Source organism: Sinomonas sp. R1AF57 (genome assembly GCF_002224485.1).
In the GTDB taxonomy this organism is placed as follows: Bacteria; Actinomycetota; Actinomycetes; order Actinomycetales; family Micrococcaceae; genus Sinomonas; species Sinomonas flava.
Genome location: NZ_CP022463.1, coordinates 3686102 through 3708156, shown reverse-complemented (window position 1 = coordinate 3708156; position 22055 = coordinate 3686102). Strand labels below are relative to the sequence as shown.

The following is a 22055-nucleotide window of genomic DNA, read 5'->3' as shown; positions in this document are numbered from 1 at the left end:
CTCTCCTCTAGTTGCTCTCGGGACGGCTCAGATGTCCAGGAAGCGGACGTCCTTGGCGTTCTGCTGGATGAAGTGGCGGCGGGACTCGACGTCGTCGCCCATGAGGACGGTGAACGTCTGGTCCGCGGCCGCCGCGTCCTCCATGGTCACCTGCAGCAGAGTGCGCCGGTCGGGGTCCATGGTCGTGTCCCACAGCTCGGTGTAGTCCATCTCGCCGAGGCCCTTGTACCGCTGGATGCCGTTCTCCTTCGGCAGCCGCTGCCCGTTGGCGAGGCCGGTGCGGATGGCCTCGTCGCGCTCACGGTCGCTGAACACGTAGTCGTGCGCGTGGTTCGACCACTTGATGCGGTACAGCGGCGGCTGGGCCAGGTACACGTAGCCGTTCTCGATCAGCGGGCGCATGTACCGGAACAGGAGGGTCAGCAGCAGGGTGGTGATGTGCTGGCCGTCCACGTCGGCATCCGCCATGAGGACGATCTTGTGGTACCGCAGCTTGGAGATCTCGAAGTCCTCGCCGATCCCGGTGCCGAACGCCGTGATCATCGACTGGACCTCGGCGTTGCCCAGGGCCTTGTCGAGGCGGGCGCGCTCGACGTTGAGGATCTTGCCGCGCAGCGGCAGGATCGCCTGGGTCTCGGGGTTGCGGCCGCGCTTCGCCGAGCCGCCTGCCGAGTCGCCCTCCACGAGGTAGACCTCGCAGCGCGAGGGGTCCTTGCTCGAGCAGTCGGAGAGCTTGCCGGGCATGCCGAAGGACTCGAGCGGGCTCTTGCGGCGTGCGTTGTCCCGGGCCTTGCGGGCCGCCATGCGCGCCTGGGAGGCCTGGATCGCCTTGCGGATCACCTCGCGCGCGGGATTCGGGTTGCGCTCGAGCCAGTCCCCGAGCTGGTCGGTGACGACCCGCTGGACGAAGCCCTTGGCCTCGGAGTTGCCGAGCTTGGTCTTCGTCTGGCCCTCGAACTGCGGCTCGGCGAGCTTGATGCTCACGACGGCGGTGAGGCCCTCGCGGATGTCGTCGCCGGTGAGGTTGTCGTCCTTGTCCTTGATGATGCCCTTCTCGCGCGCGTAGCGGTTCACGAGCGAGGTCAGCGCGGCGCGGAAGCCCTCCTCGTGGGTGCCGCCCTCGTGGGTGTTGATGGTGTTCGCGTAGGTGTGGACCGACTCGGCGTAGGCCGTGGTCCACTGCATCGCGACCTCGAGGGCCATCTTGCGCTCGTGGTCGGTGCTCTCGAAGGCGATGACCTCTTCGTGGATCACCTCGATCTTCTTCGAGGAGTTGAGGTGCTTGACGTAGTCCAGCAGGCCCTCGTCGTACTTGTAGTCGACGACGCGGCGCGTCGGGGTGGAGGCGGACTCCTCGGCGGGCACCGTGGCGTCGGCGTCCTCGCCGGCGACCTCGCTCTCCTCCTCCTCGCCGCGGCGCTCGTCGGTGAGGGTGATGCGCAGGCCCTTGTTGAGGAAGGCCATCTGCTGGAAGCGGGCGCGGAGGGTCTCGAAGTCGAACTCGGTGCTCTCGAAGATCGTCGGGTCCGGGTAGAAGGTCTGGATCGTCCCGGTGGCGTCCGTCGCCTCGCCCTCGTCGAGGCCTCCCACGGGGTGGCCGCCGTCGCGGAAGGACATGCGCCACACGCGGCCCTGGCGGCGCACCTCGGTGTCCACCCGGCTCGAGAGCGCATTCACGACCGAGATGCCGACGCCGTGCAGGCCGCCGGAGACCGCGTACCCGCCGCCGCCGAACTTGCCGCCGGCGTGGAGGATCGTCATGACGACCTCGACCGTGGGCTTGCCCTCGGTCGGGTGGATGTCCACGGGGATGCCGCGGCCGTTGTCCTCGACGCGCACGCCGCCGTCGTCCTGCAGGGTCACCTGGATGTGGTCGCAGTATCCGGCCAGCGCCTCGTCGACCGAGTTGTCGACCACCTCGTACACCAGATGGTGGAGGCCGCGCGGGCCGGTGGAGCCGATGTACATGCCAGGGCGTTTGCGGACAGCTTCGAGGCCCTCGAGCACCGTGATGCTGCTGGCACCGTATTCCTTGGCGTCCCTCCGGTCTCCGCTGGGAGCGCCCTGCTGATCGCTGGACGGGTTCACTGCACTCTCGTCAGCCACAGGCGGTCTCGACCCCTCTTCAGTTCGGCAGGCATAACGTGTCAATTCTACCGGTTCGCGCGCGCGGGAACGGACAACACGGCCGCGGATGCCGCTCAGCGGGCCAGAAACCGTCCAAAGCGACTCTAGACAAGGCCCGATCAAGGGGGAGTGTGGGTCCCGGGCTTCTGAGCGGCCTGCGCGCCGTCCACGGGATCGCCCCTCCTCCCATCTGGGGGTCACCTCCTGGGGGTCACCTCCTGAGGGTCACGCGCAGCGGGTCACCGGGCGCGGCTCACCCGTAGGTGTCCCGCGGGCCCCGGCCGCGCACGTGGCGCGGCCCCTTGCGCCAACTCGGCGCGGCGGGCCCGAGGATCTGCAGCCGGGTCACGACGCCGTCGCCCAGCTCCCGCCGGAAGCGGTCCAGGAGCGCCGTGCTCAACAGGCGCAGCTGCGTGGCCCACGCCGTCGAATCGCAGCGCACCTGCAGGACCGTGCCCTCGAAGGTCTCGGGGGTGCAGTGCGCGGCGACTTCCGGCCCGACCAGCTCGCGCCAGCGGGACATGACGGACCCGACCGCGACCGGCGAGGACCAGCCGCGCTCCGCGACCATCCGGTTCACCACGCTGCCGAGCCCGAGCGGGTCCCGCCCGCTGTAGCCCTCGGGCGCGCGCTGTCGGGACTTCTTCGGGGCCGGTGCGCCGGGCGCGGGCACGAGCGGCCCGGTCGCGCGGACCCGGACCTCCCCCCGGGCCTCCGCGGCGCTGCGGACCCGGTTGAGCGCGGCGCGCGCGGCGTCGACACCTTCCGCGGCACGCTCGGGATTCTCCTTCCCGGGCTGGCCGACGGGATCCTTTTCGCCCCTCGGACCCTCATCCACGGTCGGACTCCGGCACCGGGGCCTCTGCGTCGTCGACGCCACCGGGCACCACGCGCACCCGGCGCCCGCCCAGCTCGGGCGGGATGTCGGCGTCGACCGCGGCGGTGACGAGCACCTGCTCCGCCTTCGCGACGATCGCGGCGAGACGCGCGCGGCGCGTGGCATCCAGCTCGGCGAACACGTCATCGAGGATGAGGATGGGCTCGTCGCCGGCCACGGAAGAGTCGTCGAGCATGACGTAGTAGGAGGCAAGCCGCAGTGCGAGCGCGAACGACCACGTCTCGCCGTGCGAGGCGAAGCCCTTCGCCGGCGCGTCGCCGAGCAGCAGCTCGAGGTCGTCGCGGTGCGGGCCCACGAGCGTGAGGCCGCGCTCGAGCTCCCGCGGCCGCGCCTCGGCGAGTGCGGCCAGGAACCGCTCGCCGATCTCCGCCACGCCGAGCCCCGCGAGTCCGCGGCCGCCGCGCGGAGGCGAGCCGGCGTCGTCGTCCGCTGTGCCGTCCGCAGGTTCCCGGCCCGCCGCCGCGTCCCCGCGCACGACGCCGCCCGCCTCCTCGGGCGCGCCGGCGTCGGAATCGTCGTCGGGCACCGCGCCCTCGATGCTTGACCTGTACAGGGCCCGGGCGACCTTCGACCCGTCGGTGAGCTGCGCGTAGGCAGCGTCGAGATGGGGACCCAGGCGGTCGACGAGCGTGAGTCGCGCCGCGAGCAGCCGGGCGCCGGCCTGGGCGAGGTGCGCGTCCCACACGTCGAGGGTGGACTCCACGGTGGCGCCGCCCGAGGAGTCCCGGGAATCGGGGCCGGAGGACCGGCGGGAGAACCGCGAGGCCCGGGCGCTCTTGAGCAGCGCGTTGCGCTGCTTGAGGACGCGGTCGTAGTCGGCGCGGGTGCCGGCGAGGTGGGGGAGCAGCACCGTCAGGAGCTCGTCGAGGAACTTCCGGCGCGCTGATGGGTCGCCCTTCACGAGGGCGAGGTCCTCGGGCGCGAAGAGGACGGTGCGGGCGATGCCCAGCAGGTCGCGGGCGCGCAGGGGGCTGCCGCGGTTGATGCGGCCGCGGTTCGCGCGTCCTGGGTTGATCTCGAGCTCGAGCGTGGAGCGCTGCGCCCCGCGCACGAAGCCCGCGCGCACGAGGGCACGGTCGGCGCCGAAGCGCACGAGGGGGGCGTCAGAGCTCACGCGGTGGGAGCCCAGGGTGGAGAGCATCCCGAGGGCTTCGACGATGTTGGTCTTGCCGACCCCGTTCTGGCCCACCAGCACGGTCACACCGGGGGAGAGCTCGAGGTCCGCCTGGGTGTAGGAGCGGAAGTCGGTCAGGGAGAGGCGTTCGACGTACACCGGGGCGCGGGGCTCCGCTCTACTTGGCCGGGCGCGTGGCGTGCCCGCCGAACTGGTGCCGCAGCGCCGAGACCATCTTCATCGCCGGGGAGGAATCCGTGCGGGACTCGAACCGGGCGAACAGGGCTGCCGTGATCGCCGGGGCGGGGATTGCGTTGGCGATGGCCTCCTCGACGGTCCAGCGGCCCTCGCCGGAGTCCTCGACGTAGTCGTCGATGTTGACCAGGCCGGGGTCCTCCTCGAGGGCCTTGACGACGAGGTCCAGGAGCCAGGAGCGGACCACGGTGCCCTTCTGCCATGCGCGGAAGGTGCCCGGGAGGTCGGTGATGATGTCCTTCGAGGCGAGCAGCTGGTACCCCTCGGCGTAGGACTGCATGAGCCCGTACTCGATGCCGTTGTGGACCATCTTGGCGTAGTGGCCCGCGCCGACGTCGCCGACGTGCACGAAGCTGTCGGCGCGCTCGCCCTCGGGCCGCAGCGCATCGAAGAGCGGCATGGCGCGTTCGATGTCCTCCGGTGCGCCGCCGGCCATGAGTCCATAGCCGTTCTCGAGCCCCCAGACCCCGCCGGAGACGCCGCAGTCGACGAAGCGGATGCCCTTGGATGTGAGGAGTTCGCCATGGCGCTGGTCCTCGGTGAACCGAGAGTTGCCGCCGTCGATCACGAGGTCCCCGGGCGTTAGCTTCTCCGAGAGCTCTGCGATGACCGCGTCCGTGACCTTGCCGGCGGGCACCATGACCCAGATCGTCCGCGGCGCGGGGACGCTGGCAATGAGCTCGTCGACGGAGGCGACGTCGGTGACGTCCGGGTTGCGGTCGTAGCCGGTGACTTCGATCCCGCCGCGGCGCAGCCGCTCGCGCATGTTGAAGCCCATCTTCCCCAGGCCGATGAGTCCGATGTGCATGGTCGGTGTCCCTTCGTTGAGCGGAGCGGGCTGGTTGGTGCGGGCGGCGGCGAGCGGCCGGCCCTCAGTTGGGCAGGCGGACGGGCATCACGAGGTAGCGGTAGTCGTCCTCGTCTTCGCCCTCGAGCTCGCGCTGGGCGGTGATCATGGCAGGCTTCGGTGCGCTCGTGAACGAGAAGCGGACGAAGGGCGTCTCGATGACGCTGAGCCCCTCGATGAGGTAGTGCGGGTTGAATGCGACCGTGATCTCCTCACCGGTCAGCTGCGCCTCAAGCTCTTCGGACGCCTGGGCGTCCTCGCCGGTTCCGGCGTCGAGGGTGACGAGGCCTTCGGTGAAGGCGAGCCGGACGGGGGTGTTGCGTTCGGCGACGAGCGAGACGCGGCGCACGGCCTCCACGAGCTCCTGGGTGGAGACCACGGCGTGGATGGGGGTTGAGTCAGGGAAGAGCGAGCGGATCTTGGGGTAGTCGCCGTCGACCAGGAGTGACGTCGTGGTGCGGCCGCCGCTCTCGAAGCCGACGAGCCGCGACTCGTCGTCGGCGAGGGCCAGATTCAGCTCGCCCGACCCGCCGAGGGTCTTGGCGACCTCGTTGAGGGTCTTGGCCTTGACCAGGGCTGAAGTCGAGGTGCCGGGATTGGCAGGCTGCCACGGCACCTCGCGCATGGCCAGGCGGTACCGGTCGGTGGCCAGGAGGGTGATGAGCTCGCCCTCGATCTCCATCCGCACACCGGTCAGGATCGGGAGCGTGTCGTCCTTGCTGGCGGCGATGATGACCTGCGAGACGCCCTTGGCGAACGTGTCGCCCGAGACCGTGCCGAGCATGTCGGGCACCGCGGGCAGGGACGGATATTCGCCCTCGGGCATCGTGGCGAGGTGGAACGAGCTGCGCCGGCACGTCAGCGTGACCTTCGTCCCGTCGGTCTCGACGTCGACCGGGGCGGCGGGGAGGCTCCGGCAGATGTCGGCAAGGAGCCGCCCGGAGACCAGGATCGTTCCCTCCTCCCGAATCTCAGCCGGGATCTCCAGCCGGGCGGAGGTCTCGTAGTCGAAGCTGCTCAGGCTCACGACGCCGTCGTGGGCCTTGAGGAGCAGGCCTGCAAGGACGGGGACCGGCGGGCGCGGCGAAAGCGAGCGGGCAGCCCAGCTCACGGCCTCGGTGAGGACATCCCGTTCGACTCGGAACTTCACGGAGGTCTTCCGCCTTTCGTCGCTGTCTCGTCATGGCCGCTGTGGCGCAGGTTCAGGGCAGCGGGCCGCGAATGACACGAAAGGTGCGGACTCGGCGCGCTGACCACAGCTTAGCCCCATGACTGGAGCGGCGTTCAAGCGGGAGTGGGACTGGGGATCGCTGCGTGGGGGTCGGCGGGACGCGGCGACGGGTTGCTGTTATTCAGGGATCTTCAGATTCTTGGGATTCGTGGTGTTAATAACTGCTGTGGAAACTGTGGAAAACCGCTTCTGGCCGCGGAGTGGCGCGGTTCCGGGGTGTTCACGGGATGTTGATCGGCTGCGGATGCAGCCGGGGGAGGCTGTGGACGCCACGATTCCTGTCATTCGTACCTTCCACAGGTCCGGGAGGGGTTTTAAGCCCATGCGCTGCGGATGTGCACTTAACTATCCACAGGCTTGTCCACAGCGCCTTGTTAATAAGGTGCGCGAATGACACGAATCCTTGTGATTCAGCTCCGCAGTGTGGAGGACTAGAGCCCGCGCTGGGCCTGCTTGATCTTGTTGGTCAGCTCCGTGACCTGGTTGTAGATCGCTCGCCGCTCCGCCATCAGTTCCCGGATCTTCCGGTCGGCGTGGATCACCGTGGTGTGGTCCCGCCCGCCGAGCACCTGGCCGATCTTGGGCAGGGACATGTCGGTCAGCTCCCGGCACAGGTACATCGCGATCTGGCGCGCGGTGACCAGCGTGCGGGTGCGGGACTTGCTGTTCAGCTCCTCGACCGAGAGCTTGAAGTACGCCGCGGTCTCGGTGAGGATCTGCTCCGCAGTGATCTCCAGGGCCGAGTCGTCCGTGATGAGGTCCTTGAGCACCATCTCCGCGAGGGCAACATCGACGGGCTGCTTGTTGAGGCTCGCGAACGCGGTCACGCGGATGAGCGCGCCCTCGAGTTCGCGGATGTTTGCTGAGATGCGCGAGGCGATGTACTCGAGCGCGTCGTCGGGCGCCGAGAGGCCGTCGTTGTTCGCCTTCTTGCGGAGGATCGCGATGCGCGTCTCGAGCTCGGGCGGCTGGATGTCCGTCAGGAGCCCCCACTCGAAGCGGGACTTCATGCGGTCCTCGAAGCCGTGCAGCATCTTCGGCGGCTGGTCGGAGGTGATGACGACCTGCTTGTTGCTGTTGTGCAGGGCGTTGAACGTGTGGAAGAACTCCTCCTGGGTGGCGTTGCGCCCGGCCAGGAACTGGATGTCGTCGATGAGGAGCAGGTCCACGTTGCGGTACGTGGTCTTGAAGCTCGTGCCCTCGTCGTCGCGGATGGAGTTGATGAAGTCGTTCGTGAACTCCTCGGAGTTCACGTACCGGACGCGGATGCCGTTGTAGAGCCGGCGGGCATAGTGGCCGATCGCGTGCAGGAGGTGGGTCTTGCCCAGACCCGAATCGCCGTAGATGAACAGCGGGTTGTACGCCTTCGCGGGGGCCTCCGCCACGGCCACTGCAGCGGCGTGGGCAAACCGGTTCGAGGCGCCGATCACGAACGTGTCGAACACGTACTTGGGGTTGAGGCGGCTGACCTCCTGGGAGGTGGTCGGCGGAGTCGGCGCCGGCCGGAGGTCCTCGCGGATCTCGGGCCGCTTGACCGGCTCGAACGTCTCCTCCCGGACCGGGACCATGTCGGTGTCGACGTCGATCGCGCAGCGGATGTCCTCGGAGAAGACGGAGCGGAGGGCGTCGTCGAGCGCGGACTTGATCTGGCCCTGGAGCACTTCCCGTGTGAGCTCGTTCGGGACGGCGACGAGCAGTGTCGAACCGATGAGGCCCTGGGCCTGGGCCAGGGACACGAAGCCGCGCTGGCGCGGCGAGACCCGGTCGTCCTCCTCGAGGAGACGCACGACACGGCGCCACGAACTGCCAAGCGTGTTGGCCTCGTTGGCTTCCTCAGGTCCCATGGACTCCTCTAACTCCTGCCGGCAGGGCGGCGCGTGACGTGATGTGACCGACGATGGCGTCCCCTCGGCGCGGGGTCGCGGTCCAGTTCCCCCGGCCAGCTCCATCCACAGGGATACCCACAGGCGTGGAAGAGGGCACTGGGACAGCCTAGATGATCTGACAACCCGGACGATAGCTGGGTTCAGGGGCCCTATGAATTACACTGGTGAAGTTCGCCGCATGCCCCGCGGGAGGACGGTGTCCACAGGGCTGTGAGTGCCGTTGGACACAGGCTGGGGAAAGAGCGCCGGCAGTCCCGCGGCACAGCTCGCGCGCACCCGAATTGACGCCGCGCGCCGTCGTGCCCTAACGTCGTTAAGTCCTTTGTGTCTGCCTACTGTCCTGTCGCATGCCCTCGGACGCCGCCGCGACGCCAACCCTGAACGGGAAGGCTCCTGGCCGGCGGACGGCATGAGGCGCGGCGGGGCGGCAGGCCCCCAATACGCAGCGTCCGCCAGTTCATTCCCGTTCTGCAGGCGCCCTGGATCCACTGGAGTGAGACCGTGAGCAAGCGGACTTTTCAGCCGAATAACCGCCGTCGTGCCAAGAAGCACGGCTTCCGTCTTCGTATGCGCACCCGCGCCGGCCGCGCCATCCTGGCGGCCCGCCGTTCCAAGGGCCGCGCTGACCTGTCGGCCTGAGTCCTGACTCGGCCCGCCCGGACAGCAGGCACGCGCTGAGGTCGTGAGACGATGCTCGCCGCGACCCACCGCCTGCGCACCGGCGCCGACTTCACGCATACCGTACGTTCCGGCGTCCGACAAGGACGCCGGAACGTCGTGCTGTATGCGGCCGGCACGGGCACCGAAGCGAGCCGCTTCGGATTCATCGTCTCCAAGGCCGTAGGGAACGCAGTCACCCGGAACCTCGTTAAGAGGAGGCTGAGGGAGGCGGCTGCCGCGACCCTCAGACGCCACCCCACCGGCATCGATGTCGTCGTGCGCGCCCTTCCGGCTTCAGCCCAGTCCACTTGGGCCGAGCTCACGAAGGACTACGAGTCCGCGCTCGGTGCCGCCCTGCGAAGGCTGGGGCCCGGTGCCAACGTCGAGGGACGCGGAGAGGAGACGAACCGGCATGACAGCGGCCGCTGAGACTCACGGACCGCCGCGGCGAGCCGGCCTGCCACGGTGGGTCCGCGCCGTCGTGCGTGCAGTCTGGACCTTCCCGCAGCGGGTCCTGATCCTGTTGCTGATGGCCTACCGGGCCGTGATCTCCCCCCTCTACGGACAGGTGTGCCGGTTCTTCCCGACCTGCTCCGCCTACGCACTCGAAGCGGTCACGGTCCACGGCGCTGTGCGAGGATCGTACTTGGCGGTGCGGCGGCTGCTCCGCTGCCACCCGTGGAACGCGGGCGGCATCGACAACGTGCCGGAAGGCCACACGCACTGGCCGGACGATCGCGTCCCCCGGATCGTGGTGCTCAACCACCCCGATCGCTACTGGAAAGACTGACCATGACGACACGAGGAAATAACTGATGGACATCTTGGGCGCAATCATGGAGCCCTTCCGGTGGCTGGTCTCCTTTGTCATGGTGGCCTTCCACGAGGGGCTGACGTTCATCGGCCTGCCCGCGGCGTCCGGCTGGACCTGGACGTTCTCGATCATCGGCCTCGTGATCGTGATCCGCGCCGCCCTCATCCCCGTCTTCGTCAAGCAGATCAAGGCCCAGCGCGGCATGCAGCTGCTGCAGCCCGATCTGCAGAAGCTGCAGGCGAAGTACAAGGGAAAGACCGACCAGCTGTCCCGCCAGGCCATGGCGCAGGAGCAGATGGCGCTCTACAAGAAGCACGGCACGAACCCCTTCTCGGCCTGCCTCCCCATGCTCATCCAGATGCCGTTCTTCTTCGCGCTGTTCCAGGTGCTCTCCGGCATCTCGAACGCGAACAAGAGCGCCACCGGCATCGGTGCCATGACCCACGACCAGGTGGTGCAGTTCGAGCAGGGCTCGATCTTCGGCGCGCCGCTCTCGGCGTCCCTCCTGCACGGCGGCGGCGGCAACGCGGTCTCGGTGGCCGTCCTCTCGATCCTCATGATCGTCGCGATGACCGCCTCGCAGTTCATCACGCAGAAGCAGATCATGGCCAAGAACATGTCCGAGGCGGCCATGGCCAGCCCGTTCATGCGCCAGCAGAAGATCCTGCTCTACATCCTCCCCCTCGTCTTCGGCATCGGCGGCATCAACTTCCCGATCGGCGTCCTCATCTACTGGACCATCTCCAACCTCTGGACCATGGGACAGCAGTTCTACGTCATCCGCCGCATGCCCGCCCCCGGGTCTCCGGCAGCGAAGGCCCTCAATGAGCGCCGGGCCGCCAAGGGGCTCGCCCCCATCGACGTCACCACGGGCAAGACCATGAAGCCCGAGGACATGCCCCCGCCGCCGGAGCCCAAGGCCCAGCGCCAGCAGCCGGTGCGGAAGAACAGGAAGAAGAAGCCATGACGTCAGAGAGCACTGCCGTGAACCTTCCCGAAGGCGACGACGCCGACGACACCGCGGCCATGACCCCGCTCAGCCGCCTCGAGGAAGAGGGCGACGTCGCCGCCGACTACCTCGAGGAACTCCTCGACATCGCAGACATCGACGGGGACATCGACATCGAGGTCCGCAACGGGCGCTCCTACCTCTCGGTGGTGGGCGACGACGACGCCGAGGGACTCGACATCCTCGTCGGCCAGGACGGCGAGGTCCTCGAAGCGCTCCAGGAGCTCACCAGGCTTTCCGTCCTCTCGGCGACCGGCAACCGTTCGCGCCTCGTGCTCGACATCAACGGGTACCGCGGCGAGCGGGGCGTCCGCCTGCAGGAGATCGCGGAGAAGGCCGTGGCGCGGGTCAAGGCCGGGGAGGCCACCGTGCACCTCGACCCCATGAGCTCCTACGAGCGGAAGATCGTGCACGACGCGGTCGCCGAGCTCGGGTTCACCAGCGAGTCCGAGGGTGAGGGCGCCGGCCGGCACATCGTCGTCTCGGCCGACTGAGCTGATGGCAGATCATGCTGAGGCGGCCGACGCCGCGGTGGGAACGGCCCCCGAGCTGGCAGGCGCCGAGCTCGAGGCTGCAACGGAAGTCTTCGGTGACCGGCTCCAGCTCGCGCGCCGCTACGTGGAGCACCTCGCCACCTCCGGCCTCGAGCGCGGCCTGATTGGGCCGCGGGAGGTTCCGCGGCTCTGGAGCCGGCACGTGCTGAACTGCGCCGTCATCGAGTCAGAGTTCCCGGCCGGTGCCGCGGTCGCGGATGTCGGCAGCGGCGCAGGCCTGCCGGGTCTGTGCCTCGCGATCGCCCGCCCCGACCTGCGTCTGACGCTCATCGAACCACTCGAGCGCCGCGTCACGTGGCTCGAGGAGGTCATCGACGATCTCGGCCTCGAGAACGTCACGGTGCTCCGTGCACGCGCAGAGCAGGCTGTCGGAGAGGTCGACGCCGAGTTCGTCACCGCCCGCGCTGTGTCCGCTCTCTCCACCTTGGTTCCCATGACGCTTCCGCTGCTTGCCGGCTCCGGGGTCCTCGTCGCGATCAAGGGCCGAAGCGCCTCCGAAGAGGTGGAGAAGGCTGCCAAGGCCATCAAGAAGTACAAGGGCCATTCACCGGTGGTCCGCACAGTCGGGGAGGACCTCCTCGCCGAGCCGACGACCATTGTGCGCATCACCGTCGGACAGCCCTGACCTGCCTCTGCTGGCGGCTCCAGCCGCTAGTCTAGAAGGAGGCAAACGACGCAAGGTGAGAGTGAGTACCCAGTGAGCAGTGGAGAGACGGCAGCGCAGAGAATCCCTCCGTTCCTGACCCTCGGCTCAGCCCGCCCCCTCGCTACGGCGCCAACTTCGGTTCCGACTCAATCTGTAGAGGTTGTCTCCGCCGTTTCACGTGAAACCTCCTCCTCTTCGTCGGGACCGACCTTCCTCGACCTCCTCGACGAGGGCAGTCCCATCGCGAGCCAGCTTGCCAATGAGGCTCGCCGGCGCGAACGCCTCCAGGGACGAGCTTTCCGACGTCCCGCGAAGACCCGAGTCTTCACTGTCTCCAACCAGAAGGGCGGGGTGGGCAAGACCACGACGACGGTCAACATTGCCGCCGCGCTGGCCTCGGCTGGACTCAATGTGCTGGTCATCGACATCGACCCCCAGGGCAACGCCTCCACCGCGCTCGGCATCGAGCACCACGCGGAGGTCGAGAGCATCTACGATGTCCTGATCAACGACGCTCCGCTCGGCGACGTCGTGGCCCAGTGCCCCGACGTCGAGCACCTCGAATGCGCGCCCGCCACGATCCATCTTGCTGGCGCGGAGATCGAACTCGTCTCGCTCGTGGCCCGTGAGCAGCGGCTCCGCCGGGCGATCGAGAACTACGCCAAGCAGCGCGAGGCCGAGGGGAAGCCCCGGCTCGACTACATCTTCATCGACTGCCCCCCGAGCCTAGGCCTGCTGACCGTGAACGCGTTCTGCGCGGCGAGTGAAGTCCTGATCCCGATCCAGTGCGAGTACTACGCGCTGGAGGGGCTGAGCCAGCTTCTGAAGAACATCGAGATGATCCAGAAGCACCTCAATGCGGACCTCAGGGTGTCGACCATCCTCCTGACGATGTACGACGGTCGCACGAATCTTGCGGCCCAGGTCGCGGCGGAGGTAAGGGAGCACTTCCCTGAGCAGGTTCTCGAGGCCGTGGTGCCGCGGTCGGTGCGCATCTCCGAGGCGCCGAGCTACCAGCAGACCGTCATGACGTACGACCCTTCCTCCACAGGCGCGCTGTCCTATCTCGAGGCTGCGGCCGAGATTGCCGAGCGATAGGGCCTTCGGGTTCCCCGACACGCAGCAAGCACTCAGACAGCCAGTTTGCCCAGTAAACGGTGGGCATGAGGGAGGATTACCGCTATGAGCGAGAAGCGCCGAGGACTGGGCAGGGGGCTGGGTGCCCTGATCCCCAGCACGGCTCCCGCCGCGGGGAATACGACGTCACCTTCATCTCGCCCCGTCGACCTGTTCTTCCCCGACAGTGCCCGACGGTCCGACGCTGCCGTCGGTCCCGAAGAGGGTCAGGCACGCCCGACGACGGGCGCTGACGCAACCGCCGAAAGTGGCGTGACCGAGGCGGAGAAAAGTACTCGCGTGGCTCCGTCCAACGATGGAGACAATACGGCCGCCGAAGGGCCGGCGCCGTCCTCGACCTCTCGGGCTGGGGACGCCGAATCTGCCGGAGGTCAGACTGACACTGGCCGGTCTACAGGCGCGGGGCGGCGTGGCAGCCGGTCGGCCGCGAAGGGAGCCTCGACGGACGACTTGGACCTCGTCGAGGTCCCGGGAGCTCAGTTCGCCGAGCTTCGTGTCTCGGACATCCATCCGAACCGTAAGCAGCCGCGGACCGTGTTCGACGAGGAGGAGATGGCCGAACTCGTCCACTCCGTCAGGGAGATCGGCATCCTGCAGCCGATCGTCGTCCGGAAGTCAACCGAAGACGGTAGTGAACCCTACGAGCTCGTCATGGGCGAGCGCCGCTGGCGCGCCTCCAAAGAGGCCGGCCTCGAGACTATTCCCGCCATCGTCCGCGACACGGGCGACGATGCGCTGCTTCGCGACGCGCTGCTCGAGAACCTCCACCGGAGCCAGCTGAATCCGCTTGAAGAGGCTGCCGCCTACCAGCAGCTCCTTGAGGACTTCGGCGCGACGCATGAGGAGCTCGCCGACAGGATCGGCCGCTCCCGTCCCCAGGTCTCAAATACCATCCGGCTGCTCCGGCTGCCGCCTCTGGTTCAACGCCGCGTGGCTGCAGGAGTCCTGTCCGCTGGTCACGCGCGGGCGCTGCTGTCCCTTCCTGACGACGTGGCAGTCGAGCGGATGGCGCAGAAGATCGTGGCGGAGGGGCTCTCTGTTCGTGCTACAGAGGAAGCTGTAGCGCTCTACCAAGAGCCGGCAGACTCCCGTCGGTCTGCCCCTCGTCCCAACGCGCGCCACGAGCGCCTCGACTTCCTGGCCTCTAATCTTGCTGATCGGCTCGACACGAATGTGAAGATCACGCTCGGTGCCCGGAAGGGCAAAGTGAGCATCGAGTTTGCGTCGGTCGAGGATCTGAATCGCATCATGGCGCTGATCAGTCCCGAAGACGAGTGATCTGAACACGTTGTGGGAAAGAGGGGCGTTTCACGTGAAACGCCCCTCGTTCTATGCCCCCTCGAGTCGCGCTGATATGTGGACGGGTGCGGTGGTGAGCAGTCATGTCATGGCCTCATGGCGCCGTCCGTCGCCGTCACACGGTTGCGCAGCACCGGGATTTGCACCGTCGACCCGGCTTCTCACGGCGCCACGCTCACGCGAGTGAGCGGCTGTGCACAGTTCCGGACAGAGCCCCCGCTCATAGACGCACGGGCCCGGCAGCAGCGCGGCCGAATGCAGCGCGGCATTGAGCGAGAATGGGCGCGGGCTGGTTACGACCAACCAGGGCGCAAGTGCGTGTCTGGCTCGGGTGGATCCAGACGCGGCCAATGGGCGAGACAGGCCACTCGTGAACCCGGCGAGGATGATCGCCAGTCCCGCGCGGTCATCCTGGCAGCATGGCCGTACATCTAGTGGGTCGGTACGTCTATTCGACTTGCCCAATTCCGCTCCGGGGGCGGCGACGGGAAGGGGAAGTGCGGACAGCGATGCCAGGCACGTTCACACGCCCTCGTAAAGCAGCACCGGAAACGGCATGCCGCTTTCTAGGGCGGGCCGAGGAAGGCCTGCCAGCGGGATCGAGCCGCCTTCGCGCCGCGGGCCACCTTCTCGCCAATGTTCAAGTGGCGACGCTTCGCTCGCTCAGGCATAGACGATGGCGAGATCCTGCCTTCCCCGCCGGGGCGATACGGTGGCGGACACGTGCCTAGTCCTTGATCGAGCTAGTGCGGCCGACCGCACAGCGGATCGGCTAAGTTCCGGAACCGAGATTTCTCCTGTTTCACGTGAAACACTCGGCCTGCTTTTCAGCCCCAAAGGACGACCCGAAACGAGCGGTACTCGGAGCGATCTGGGGACGAATAGATTCAGCCGCCATCGTCTCGAATCATCCGAGCTGAATGTCCTGTCCATACGTTTGCACCGCGATCACGGACTTGCCCCGAATGGCGAAGCTACGAAGCCTCGCTGTTAGCAACGCTGCGCAGAGCTCGGCGATCCGGGGAAGGCACGGAAGGAAGGATCGATAATAGCCCCGAACCTCCGTGTGTCGCCGAGTAGGAAGACTCGAGCAAGCCGGCTCTGAGAGATCTACTACGTCCCGGCCTCTTCTTCCTCGACGACCCACGACAACTTTTCCGTCCTGTTTCACGTGAAACCCGAGTCGCTCTTGCCGTGGTGTATCGGAGGCCGGTGCTGGCTCGGCGGAGGAGGTCAACCCAACGGGAAAGTGCCCGCAAGGCCCAGCAGCATGAAAAGCGACTCGGCAGCTTTGCCCCGGTCCGTATCAATGGCCGTGCGCGAGCCCGTCCGCTGGCGCACCTGCTGACTGCCTGCATACCTTGAGCGGATTGCGGTGGCACCTTGCGTGCTAACCGTCCCGGCGGGTTGGGCTCACGGAAGCGGTACGGACCAGTGCGACGTCGAGTTGTCGCCTAGGCTGGACACCGACGAATCTAGCCGCAACGTGGACCGCCTCGATCCGACTCTGGACGATGGCTCGTCACGACTCTGAACCAGGGCTCGACCCGACTCTGGACCAGAACTCGACACGACTCTGGACGAGGGGTTCGCGGGCTGACCCGAGGTTCTGGGTCGTCCTTGTGCGTTCCGAAGGATCACGGGCGTCCTCGTAGGACGATGAGGTGCATGGTTGGAAGAGGTGCCGCGGGTCACTTCGGGCTACCGACGCAAACGTGCTCATCGGGGTAGCCGCCCACATGTGGATAGTTACCTCTCACAGGACGTGCGGCCTGGACTCCTCGTCCTCAGGTTTGGCCCGAGGAGCGTGGGGATTAACCGGCTGGCACCGATGATCGGGGCAAGCGGAGCCTGTGGATATCGGTGTGGGAATCTTGGGGCTGATGCTCCACTCTCCTGTGGATAACTGTGTGGATAGCTGCTGTGGACATTGGCCGGGGGAGTCAGCCCGTCAGCCGTGCGCCTTCCGCGGTGGTGGTGCGCCTCAATTTCACGTAGGTCATGAGGCGTCGGGCTGAGACGGCAGCTCGGGGATGCGCGGGGCGAGCGAGCGCGAGGCGACCGACTTCTACCTGAATCCGCTGCAGAAGGGCTTCGGCGAGGAGAAGACGCCGCGTTCTCCAGCTCTGTGATTCCGGGTTTCGGTCCGCGGAGATGCACCCTCAGTGAACCAGGAGGCGCGTCTCCGGACGGCGGTGAGGTACGTCCGGCTAGGGGAGTGTGGATTGTGCCCGTCCCGCTGTGGATAATGCCTGTGGATTCGGCTGTGGATAAAGCGAGGAAGTTGTCCCCCGCGGGCTGGCGGGTGGCTCGCTGTGGACTGCTCCTGGGCGCGGCCCGGAGCGCTTCCAGTGGGGCCGGTCAGGGGCTCCCGCCTCTCCAGATGAACGCCGCGAGCAGGGTCGGCAGCCGTTCCCATGCATGCCGGTGGCCCGGATCTTAGGCGTCTTCCGGCGACCGGGCGGGGCCAGGCGCACGCACGGCGGGTCGATTGCATATCCCGTATGCTCCGCATGGCAGCGGAGAGCGCGGTGGATGACGTGTGCGCGCCGGCAGCCGCAGACCCCCGGAGGGGCAATGCGGCTCGCGTCGTTTCACGTGAAACGTCGATGCCGAGGGCAGCCAGCTCCTTCGTTCTGTTTCGGGTGACAAGGACAGAGACGACACCGGACACGGTATTAGTGGACGCTACCGCAGGCCGATTCCGAGACGTCAAAGCGCAATACGGCTTCGGCCGCAATGCCAGCTTGATCCAGCACTCGGGGCAGCGTGCATGTTGGTCCTGGTTCGTCACCGACGGAGGCCGGGCCTTGGTCGGGGCGTTCGGTATATGAGGTCACGACGTCCGTGCACCTGTGGTGGCTCCCGGCTGGCGCGGGCGGGGGACGCCGTAGGGGTTCGAGCGGTCATCCTACTGCGAGCCGCCACATTGTGCGTGGTTCGCCTGTCGGGCCCGCACCATTTGTCTTCTCGGTCAACTGATACTACGGGCCGCCTCGGCCGGGAGACAGGGCCGGGCTCGAGCGCGCACCGGTCGGATCCTTGGCGGGTGGTACTTGGTAGATTCCACCTGACTTCTGAGTGGTGGAAAGCTCTTCAAATGGAGGCCGGCTAGTGGATGTGCTATCCGGCAGCGAAGAGACCTGAGCGGCACTTGCAGCGTGTACCTGTTCCCGCGCGCAGAGGTACCTCACTTCTCCCGCGTCCTTTGCGGCACGTGACGCCCGCGGGTGCGCGGCACCTTGCCTCGCGGGGTGTGGACGGTGCCATACATAGCCAAGATGGGCTCCCTAGGCTCCCTAGTCTGGCCCAGCGAGCCGCGTGGTGGATGCTCGAGAAGGCGGAAGACGAGCGGAGCACTCAGCAGCCTTCGAATGAGCACGGAGGCGAGTCGAGGCGGGTGCCTGACAATCTGTGCTCAGTGGTACTGCTGATCAGCGCCAGCCAGTGCCCCTCCTGGAGCCTTACTGCTTCCCTGGACTAAGCACAAAAGGCCGAAGCCCAGCGAACGGCAAAGCTGTGGTTTGGACCCAGGTCTTGTTTCACGTGAAACAAGGTCAGTAGGTCGGGGGGCCGATCGGAGGGGCGACATCGTTAGCAGGCCTGGGGGGCACGATAGTTGGGCCGTGGCGCGCCGAATGCACTATGCGTTGCGCCTGACAGCAGCGCCAGCCTGACAGCAGCGCCAGAACGCCTCTATTTCGACGCTACATCGCCGGCTATCAACAGGACCGAACATCTACCTCACCACTCCGGCTATTGGGCCGACATTGAGCCCGCCTTGTATGTGCACGCAGGACGTCCGATGCGCATGGTGTCTTTCGTGGGGTTTGAACTGCCAGATCTGTCCGATCTTCGCTCGCCCACGAAGGTTGCCGTTCACCGGGTGGTGATACACAACTAGGCACCGTCGGACACAGTAGAGAATGTCGGGCACCGTAGAGAAAAGGGAGCGCGCTCTGCTGACGCTCGCGCTACGACTTGGGAATTCCGCAGACCTGCAGCCGCGCTGCTCGGATTGGGAGGTACTTTGAGTCGAAATCCGGTTGCTCAGTCGGCGAAGAGGGCAGTTCGCCCGTTCAAATGCGGCTTTTTGTCTGGGCTACAAGACGCATCTCGGTCTGGTTCACGTGAAACGATTGGCAGTGACGCCGAGCAGTCCGTACTGGGGCGGCCGACGGAGCTTCATCTTCCAGCGACGTTTGCGCCTCGTTTCACGTGAAACGCGCCGAATCAAACCCCACAAATAAACGGGGAGGGCGCGAACCGTTCGGTTTGCGCCCTCCCTTGGAGCAGTAGAACGTCCTACTTGGAGAGGACCTCGCTCCACTCCTTCTCGAAGTACTGCTTCGGTCGGGCCCCGATCACGGTGCCTGTTACCCGGCCCTTCTCGAAGAGGTAGACCGCAGGGATCGAGGTGATCCCGTATTCGGCGGCGATGTTCGGGTTGTTGTCGACATCCACCTTTACAACCTCGACCTGGTCCGCATACTCGACTGAGATGTCGTCGAGGATCGGCCCGAGCTTGCGGCACGGACCACACCATTCGGCCCAGAAGTCCACAATGACGGGCTTCTCGGACATGAGGACCGAATCGGTGAAATCAGCGTCGGTGACGTTCTTGGCGTTGCTCATACCTGGTATCCGATCTTTTGTGGTTTCTCAGGCCTGCTGCGCGAGGGCGCGCGCTTCGACGTCGGCAAGGTAGTGCTCGACGTCGAGGGCAGCAACGCAGCCGGAACCGGCAGCGGTGATGGCCTGACGGTAGGTGGGATCGACGACATCGCCAGCGGCGAAGACGCCGGGAACGCTTGTCTTGGAAGAGCGACCCTGTACGGCGATCGTGCCCTCCGCCGTCAGCTCAAGGACGTCCTTCACGAGGGCGGTGCGGGGATCATTGCCGATGGCGACGAAGACACCGGTGACGTTGATCTCGGACTCGGATCCGTCGATGGTGCTGCGCAGCCTGAGTGCAGAGACCTTGTCGTCACCGACCACGTCTGCAACCTCGGAGTTCCAAGCGAAGTGGATCTTCTCGTGCGCGAGGGCACGGTCTGCCATGATCTTCGAGGCGCGAAGGCTGTCACGGCGGTGCACGATCGTTACCGAGCGCGCGAACTTGGTCAGGAAGAGCGCCTCCTCCATAGCGGAGTCGCCGCCGCCGACCACCGCAATGTCCTGATCCTTGAAGAAGAACCCGTCACAGGTTGCACACCAGCTGACACCGTGGCCCGAGAGCCGCTTCTCATTCGGGAGGCCGAGTTCGCGATATGCCGAGCCGGTGGCGATGATGACGGAACGCGCGCGGTACGTCTCGCCGCTGGCAAGCGTGACCGACTTGACCTCACCCTCGAGGTCCACCGACTCGACGTCCTCGAACTCGATCTGCGCGCCGAACTTCGCGGCCTGCTGCTCAAGCTTGTCCATGAGTTCCGGGCCCATGACGCCCTCGGGGAACCCGGGGAAGTTCTCCACCTCTGTGGTGTTCATGAGCTCGCCACCAGCCGTCACCGACCCCGCGAAAATCAACGGCTTCAGGTTGGCTCGTGCAGTGTAGATGGCAGCGGTGTATCCGGCCGGGCCAGAACCGACGACAATGACGTCGCGGATGTCTGCGGCGGTCTCTTCAATGCTCACAGGGTTTGTGCCTCTCCCTTTGTTGATCTTGGCGCGGGCCGTTACGAGCCACAACATATCGACGGGCGTCGATATTCCGGGGCGCTCTCGTCCAAGCGTACCCAAGGAAGCAGTGGGGCCCCGGAGAAGTCCGGGGCCCCACGGGCTCATCTTGATGCGCCCGGGAGACCTGCCCTCCGGGACGCCGCTGCTACTCGACCTTGATCTCAGTGAGGCGCAGACCGAAGTTGTACTGCGTCTTCGGTGCGGACAGCCTGGGAAGCGAATTGATCTGGATGATCACGTACTTGGCGCTCGGATTGTTCGCCACCGGGACTGAAACCTGTGGTCCGGTGAACGACGTCGTTCCTGCCAGGGTGGCACCGGAGAGGCTGGGCTGGTCATTCGTGTAGATGCTCAGGTTGCCGCCGGAGCCGCCGGACTGGCTGAGAGTGACCTGCTTGACCGGAACCTTGTCCTTCAGCTCGACGGCGAGGGAGACGCTCCGGACGAACCCGCCCCAGTCCTCCCGCGCGAACTCCATGTCCGACCAGTAGGTCGCTGTGTTCCCGTCGAACGTCGCAGCGAGCTTGCTGTCGTAGTTCAGGGCGAACTGCAGGTCGTTCGGATTGATCCGCGTGACGTTGTCGATGGCCGGCGGCGCGGCCGGCGCGGTGGTCGGCGCATTCGAGGGAGCCGACGGCGCTGGCGAAGCGCCCTGGTTCTGCGTCGGCTGCTGCTGGGCGCCAGCCGTCTGCTGAGGCTGCTGCGGCTGGAAGAGTCCGCCAAGGGTGGTGAAGGCGAAGATGAGGGCAGCGATGAGCACCACGGCGAGCACCCCGCCGACGAGCCACGGCACTGAACGGGGGCGGGTCTCCTCGTCGTCCTCGTCGTCGTAGTCGGTCGACGCCGCAGTCCCCCTCGCCTGCGGAGGGAGCGACGCAGCCGGGCGTGAGGAGGGATAGTGCGGACGGCCCTGGCCGGCGTCCGGCGAGCCTGCTTCCTTCCCGCCCCGGGTGGCTGCGCCTGCAGCAGCACCTGCAGCAGCGCCTGCGGCGGCTCCTCCTGCGGCGGCTGCGCCCGCACGGCCCGCGTCACCGGACGGCAGGCGGGAGGGCTGCGCCCGGGTCGCAGGCTCAGACGAAGGCCGGACTTGAGGCGCCGCCGCAGTGGGCGCCTCCCTGCCGGAGGACTGCTCCTCGGGAGATCCGGGCCGGGCCGGCCACGGAGTCACCTTGGGCTTGGCACCGCCCGCGGTTCCTTCCTCGCCGGGATGGGTGCCGCCCGTCTGGCCCGGCGCAGAGCGCGGCGGAGCCGGCGGGGGCGGCGGGATCGACGCTGCTCCGGCTGCCGCTGCCCCGGCCGCACCTGCTGAAGCGGCGCTCCCCGGCCCCGAAGCCCGACCCGAACCCTGCGAGGGCGCCGGGAAGCGTGACGGCCTCGGCTCCTGCGTCCCCGAGGGGGCGTCGCCGTTTCGTGCCGCACCATTCCGTTGCGACTCGTCCTGGCCGTAGTCGTCGTACTGGATGTACTGGTCGCGGTGGTTGGGATCATAGGAGCCGTCGTATGTCTCGGGCTCGTTGGACCGCCGCTGCCCGAAGATCTCACTGCCCAGGGTGTCCGTGAAGAACGGCTCGACGTAAGGGGTGTCCTGCGGGACGATCAGGTCAAGCAGGTCCGCCGACGACGTGTGGTTGGTGATGAGGTAGGTGGATCCGTGGCTGATGCCGAGGTCGAGGACCTGGACGGCGCCGTGGCGTTCGCCTGTCGCGACCTCACGTGCGCTCTGCGCGAGCTGGTCAGCGTTGGACGGTCCCGAGACGAGGATGCTCACGGGACGGTTGAGGACTTGGTCCACGCCGTCGAGGACGAGATCGCCCTCCTGGGACGACACGATCGAGGACGTGACCTTGTACCGCCCCCCGAGCACTGTGCCGACGTCGATGGACTGGGACACGGAAA

Annotated in this window: 17 protein-coding genes; 8 read left to right on the top strand and 9 right to left on the bottom strand. The window is 67.0% G+C overall.

What is annotated here, in order from left to right; genetic code table 11:
• Window positions 1–27: 27 nt before the first annotated feature.
• From gyrB to dnaA, 6 genes are all read right to left on the bottom strand, one after another.
• Window positions 28–2088 carry a DNA topoisomerase (ATP-hydrolyzing) subunit B gene (gyrB, locus tag CGQ25_RS17135; protein WP_208713159.1) on the bottom strand — a complete coding sequence of 687 codons (2061 nt, stop codon included), beginning with the start codon at window positions 2086–2088 and terminating at the stop codon, window positions 28–30.
• 292 nt (window positions 2089–2380) lie between these two features.
• Complete coding sequence (locus CGQ25_RS17130; RefSeq protein WP_208711014.1) at window positions 2381–2965, bottom strand: DUF721 domain-containing protein; 585 nt, start codon at window positions 2963–2965, stop codon at window positions 2381–2383.
• The gene (gene recF / locus CGQ25_RS17125) at window positions 2958–4298 is read right to left on the bottom strand and encodes a DNA replication/repair protein RecF (protein ID WP_208711013.1); all 1341 of its coding nucleotides are present in this window, start codon (window positions 4296–4298) and stop codon (window positions 2958–2960) included. The genes CGQ25_RS17130 and recF overlap by 8 nt, the downstream gene beginning before the upstream one ends.
• A gap of 19 nt (window positions 4299–4317) precedes the next feature.
• Window positions 4318–5202, bottom strand: a complete 885-nt coding sequence (gene gnd, locus CGQ25_RS17120) for a phosphogluconate dehydrogenase (NAD(+)-dependent, decarboxylating) (protein WP_208711012.1) — start codon at window positions 5200–5202, stop codon at window positions 4318–4320.
• A 64-nt stretch (window positions 5203–5266) separates the two neighbouring features.
• Entirely contained in the window at window positions 5267–6391 is a 1125-nt protein-coding gene (gene dnaN / locus CGQ25_RS17115) for a DNA polymerase III subunit beta (protein ID WP_208711011.1), read from the bottom strand.
• Window positions 6392–6903: 512 nt separating this feature from the next.
• A complete protein-coding gene (gene dnaA, locus CGQ25_RS17110; protein WP_208711010.1) occupies window positions 6904–8316 on the bottom strand; it encodes a chromosomal replication initiator protein DnaA in 1413 nt (470 codons plus the stop codon).
• Between the two features lie 543 nt (window positions 8317–8859).
• Between dnaA and rpmH the strand changes: the two genes are divergently transcribed.
• The 8 genes from rpmH to CGQ25_RS17070 all read left to right on the top strand — a co-directional run bounded on the left by rpmH (window position 8860) and on the right by CGQ25_RS17070 (window position 14456).
• Window positions 8860–8997 (top strand): 50S ribosomal protein L34, encoded by a 138-nt coding sequence (gene rpmH / locus CGQ25_RS17105; RefSeq protein WP_208711009.1) that lies wholly within the window; start codon window positions 8860–8862, stop codon window positions 8995–8997.
• 51 nt (window positions 8998–9048) lie between these two features.
• Window positions 9049–9447, top strand: a complete 399-nt coding sequence (rnpA, locus tag CGQ25_RS17100) for a ribonuclease P protein component (protein WP_208711008.1) — start codon at window positions 9049–9051, stop codon at window positions 9445–9447.
• Complete coding sequence (gene yidD, locus CGQ25_RS17095; RefSeq protein WP_208711007.1) at window positions 9431–9808, top strand: membrane protein insertion efficiency factor YidD; 378 nt, start codon at window positions 9431–9433, stop codon at window positions 9806–9808. The genes rnpA and yidD overlap by 17 nt, the downstream gene beginning before the upstream one ends.
• A gap of 25 nt (window positions 9809–9833) precedes the next feature.
• Entirely contained in the window at window positions 9834–10799 is a 966-nt protein-coding gene (gene yidC / locus CGQ25_RS17090) for a membrane protein insertase YidC (protein ID WP_208711006.1), read from the top strand.
• Window positions 10796–11335, top strand: coding sequence for a R3H domain-containing nucleic acid-binding protein (locus tag CGQ25_RS17085; RefSeq protein ID WP_208711005.1), 540 nt, complete (start codon window positions 10796–10798; stop codon window positions 11333–11335). Before yidC ends, CGQ25_RS17085 begins: the two co-directional genes overlap by 4 nt.
• Before the next feature lie 4 nt (window positions 11336–11339).
• Window positions 11340–12020: a 16S rRNA (guanine(527)-N(7))-methyltransferase RsmG gene (gene rsmG / locus CGQ25_RS17080; protein ID WP_208711004.1), complete on the top strand. Its 681-nt coding sequence runs from the start codon at window positions 11340–11342 to the stop codon at window positions 12018–12020.
• 72 nt (window positions 12021–12092) lie between these two features.
• On the top strand, window positions 12093–13139 hold the full coding sequence (locus CGQ25_RS17075) for a ParA family protein (protein WP_304442225.1): 1047 nt from the start codon (window positions 12093–12095) through the stop codon (window positions 13137–13139).
• Window positions 13140–13223: 84 nt separating this feature from the next.
• Window positions 13224–14456: a ParB/RepB/Spo0J family partition protein gene (locus CGQ25_RS17070; protein WP_208711003.1), complete on the top strand. Its 1233-nt coding sequence runs from the start codon at window positions 13224–13226 to the stop codon at window positions 14454–14456.
• Window positions 14457–18782: 4326 nt separating this feature from the next.
• Here CGQ25_RS17070 and trxA read toward each other — a convergent pair.
• From trxA to CGQ25_RS17055, 3 genes are all read right to left on the bottom strand, one after another.
• On the bottom strand, window positions 18783–19112 hold the full coding sequence (gene trxA, locus CGQ25_RS17065) for a thioredoxin (protein ID WP_208711002.1): 330 nt from the start codon (window positions 19110–19112) through the stop codon (window positions 18783–18785).
• Between the two features lie 27 nt (window positions 19113–19139).
• Entirely contained in the window at window positions 19140–20114 is a 975-nt protein-coding gene (gene trxB, locus CGQ25_RS17060) for a thioredoxin-disulfide reductase (protein WP_255405408.1), read from the bottom strand.
• A 190-nt stretch (window positions 20115–20304) separates the two neighbouring features.
• Window positions 20305–22050 carry an ABC transporter substrate-binding protein gene (locus CGQ25_RS17055; protein WP_208711001.1) on the bottom strand — a complete coding sequence of 582 codons (1746 nt, stop codon included), beginning with the start codon at window positions 22048–22050 and terminating at the stop codon, window positions 20305–20307.
• Window positions 22051–22055: the final 5 nt, after the last annotated feature.

Excerpts from the sequence above, each read along its gene's own strand:
- yidD (WP_208711007.1), top strand. The coding sequence starts at position 9,431 with ATGACAGCGGCCGCTGAGACTCACGGACCGCCGCGGCGAGCCGGCCTG.
- yidC (WP_208711006.1), top strand. The coding sequence starts at position 9,834 with ATGGACATCTTGGGCGCAATCATGGAGCCCTTCCGGTGGCTGGTCTCC.
- trxA (WP_208711002.1), bottom strand. The coding sequence starts at position 19,112 with ATGAGCAACGCCAAGAACGTCACCGACGCTGATTTCACCGATTCGGTC.
- gnd (WP_208711012.1), bottom strand. The coding sequence starts at position 5,202 with ATGCACATCGGACTCATCGGCCTGGGGAAGATGGGCTTCAACATGCGC.
- rnpA (WP_208711008.1), top strand. The coding sequence starts at position 9,049 with ATGCTCGCCGCGACCCACCGCCTGCGCACCGGCGCCGACTTCACGCAT.
- CGQ25_RS17085 (WP_208711005.1), top strand. The coding sequence starts at position 10,796 with ATGACGTCAGAGAGCACTGCCGTGAACCTTCCCGAAGGCGACGACGCC.
- dnaA (WP_208711010.1), bottom strand. The coding sequence starts at position 8,316 with ATGGGACCTGAGGAAGCCAACGAGGCCAACACGCTTGGCAGTTCGTGG.
- rsmG (WP_208711004.1), top strand. The coding sequence starts at position 11,340 with ATGGCAGATCATGCTGAGGCGGCCGACGCCGCGGTGGGAACGGCCCCC.
- CGQ25_RS17070 (WP_208711003.1), top strand. The coding sequence starts at position 13,224 with ATGAGCGAGAAGCGCCGAGGACTGGGCAGGGGGCTGGGTGCCCTGATC.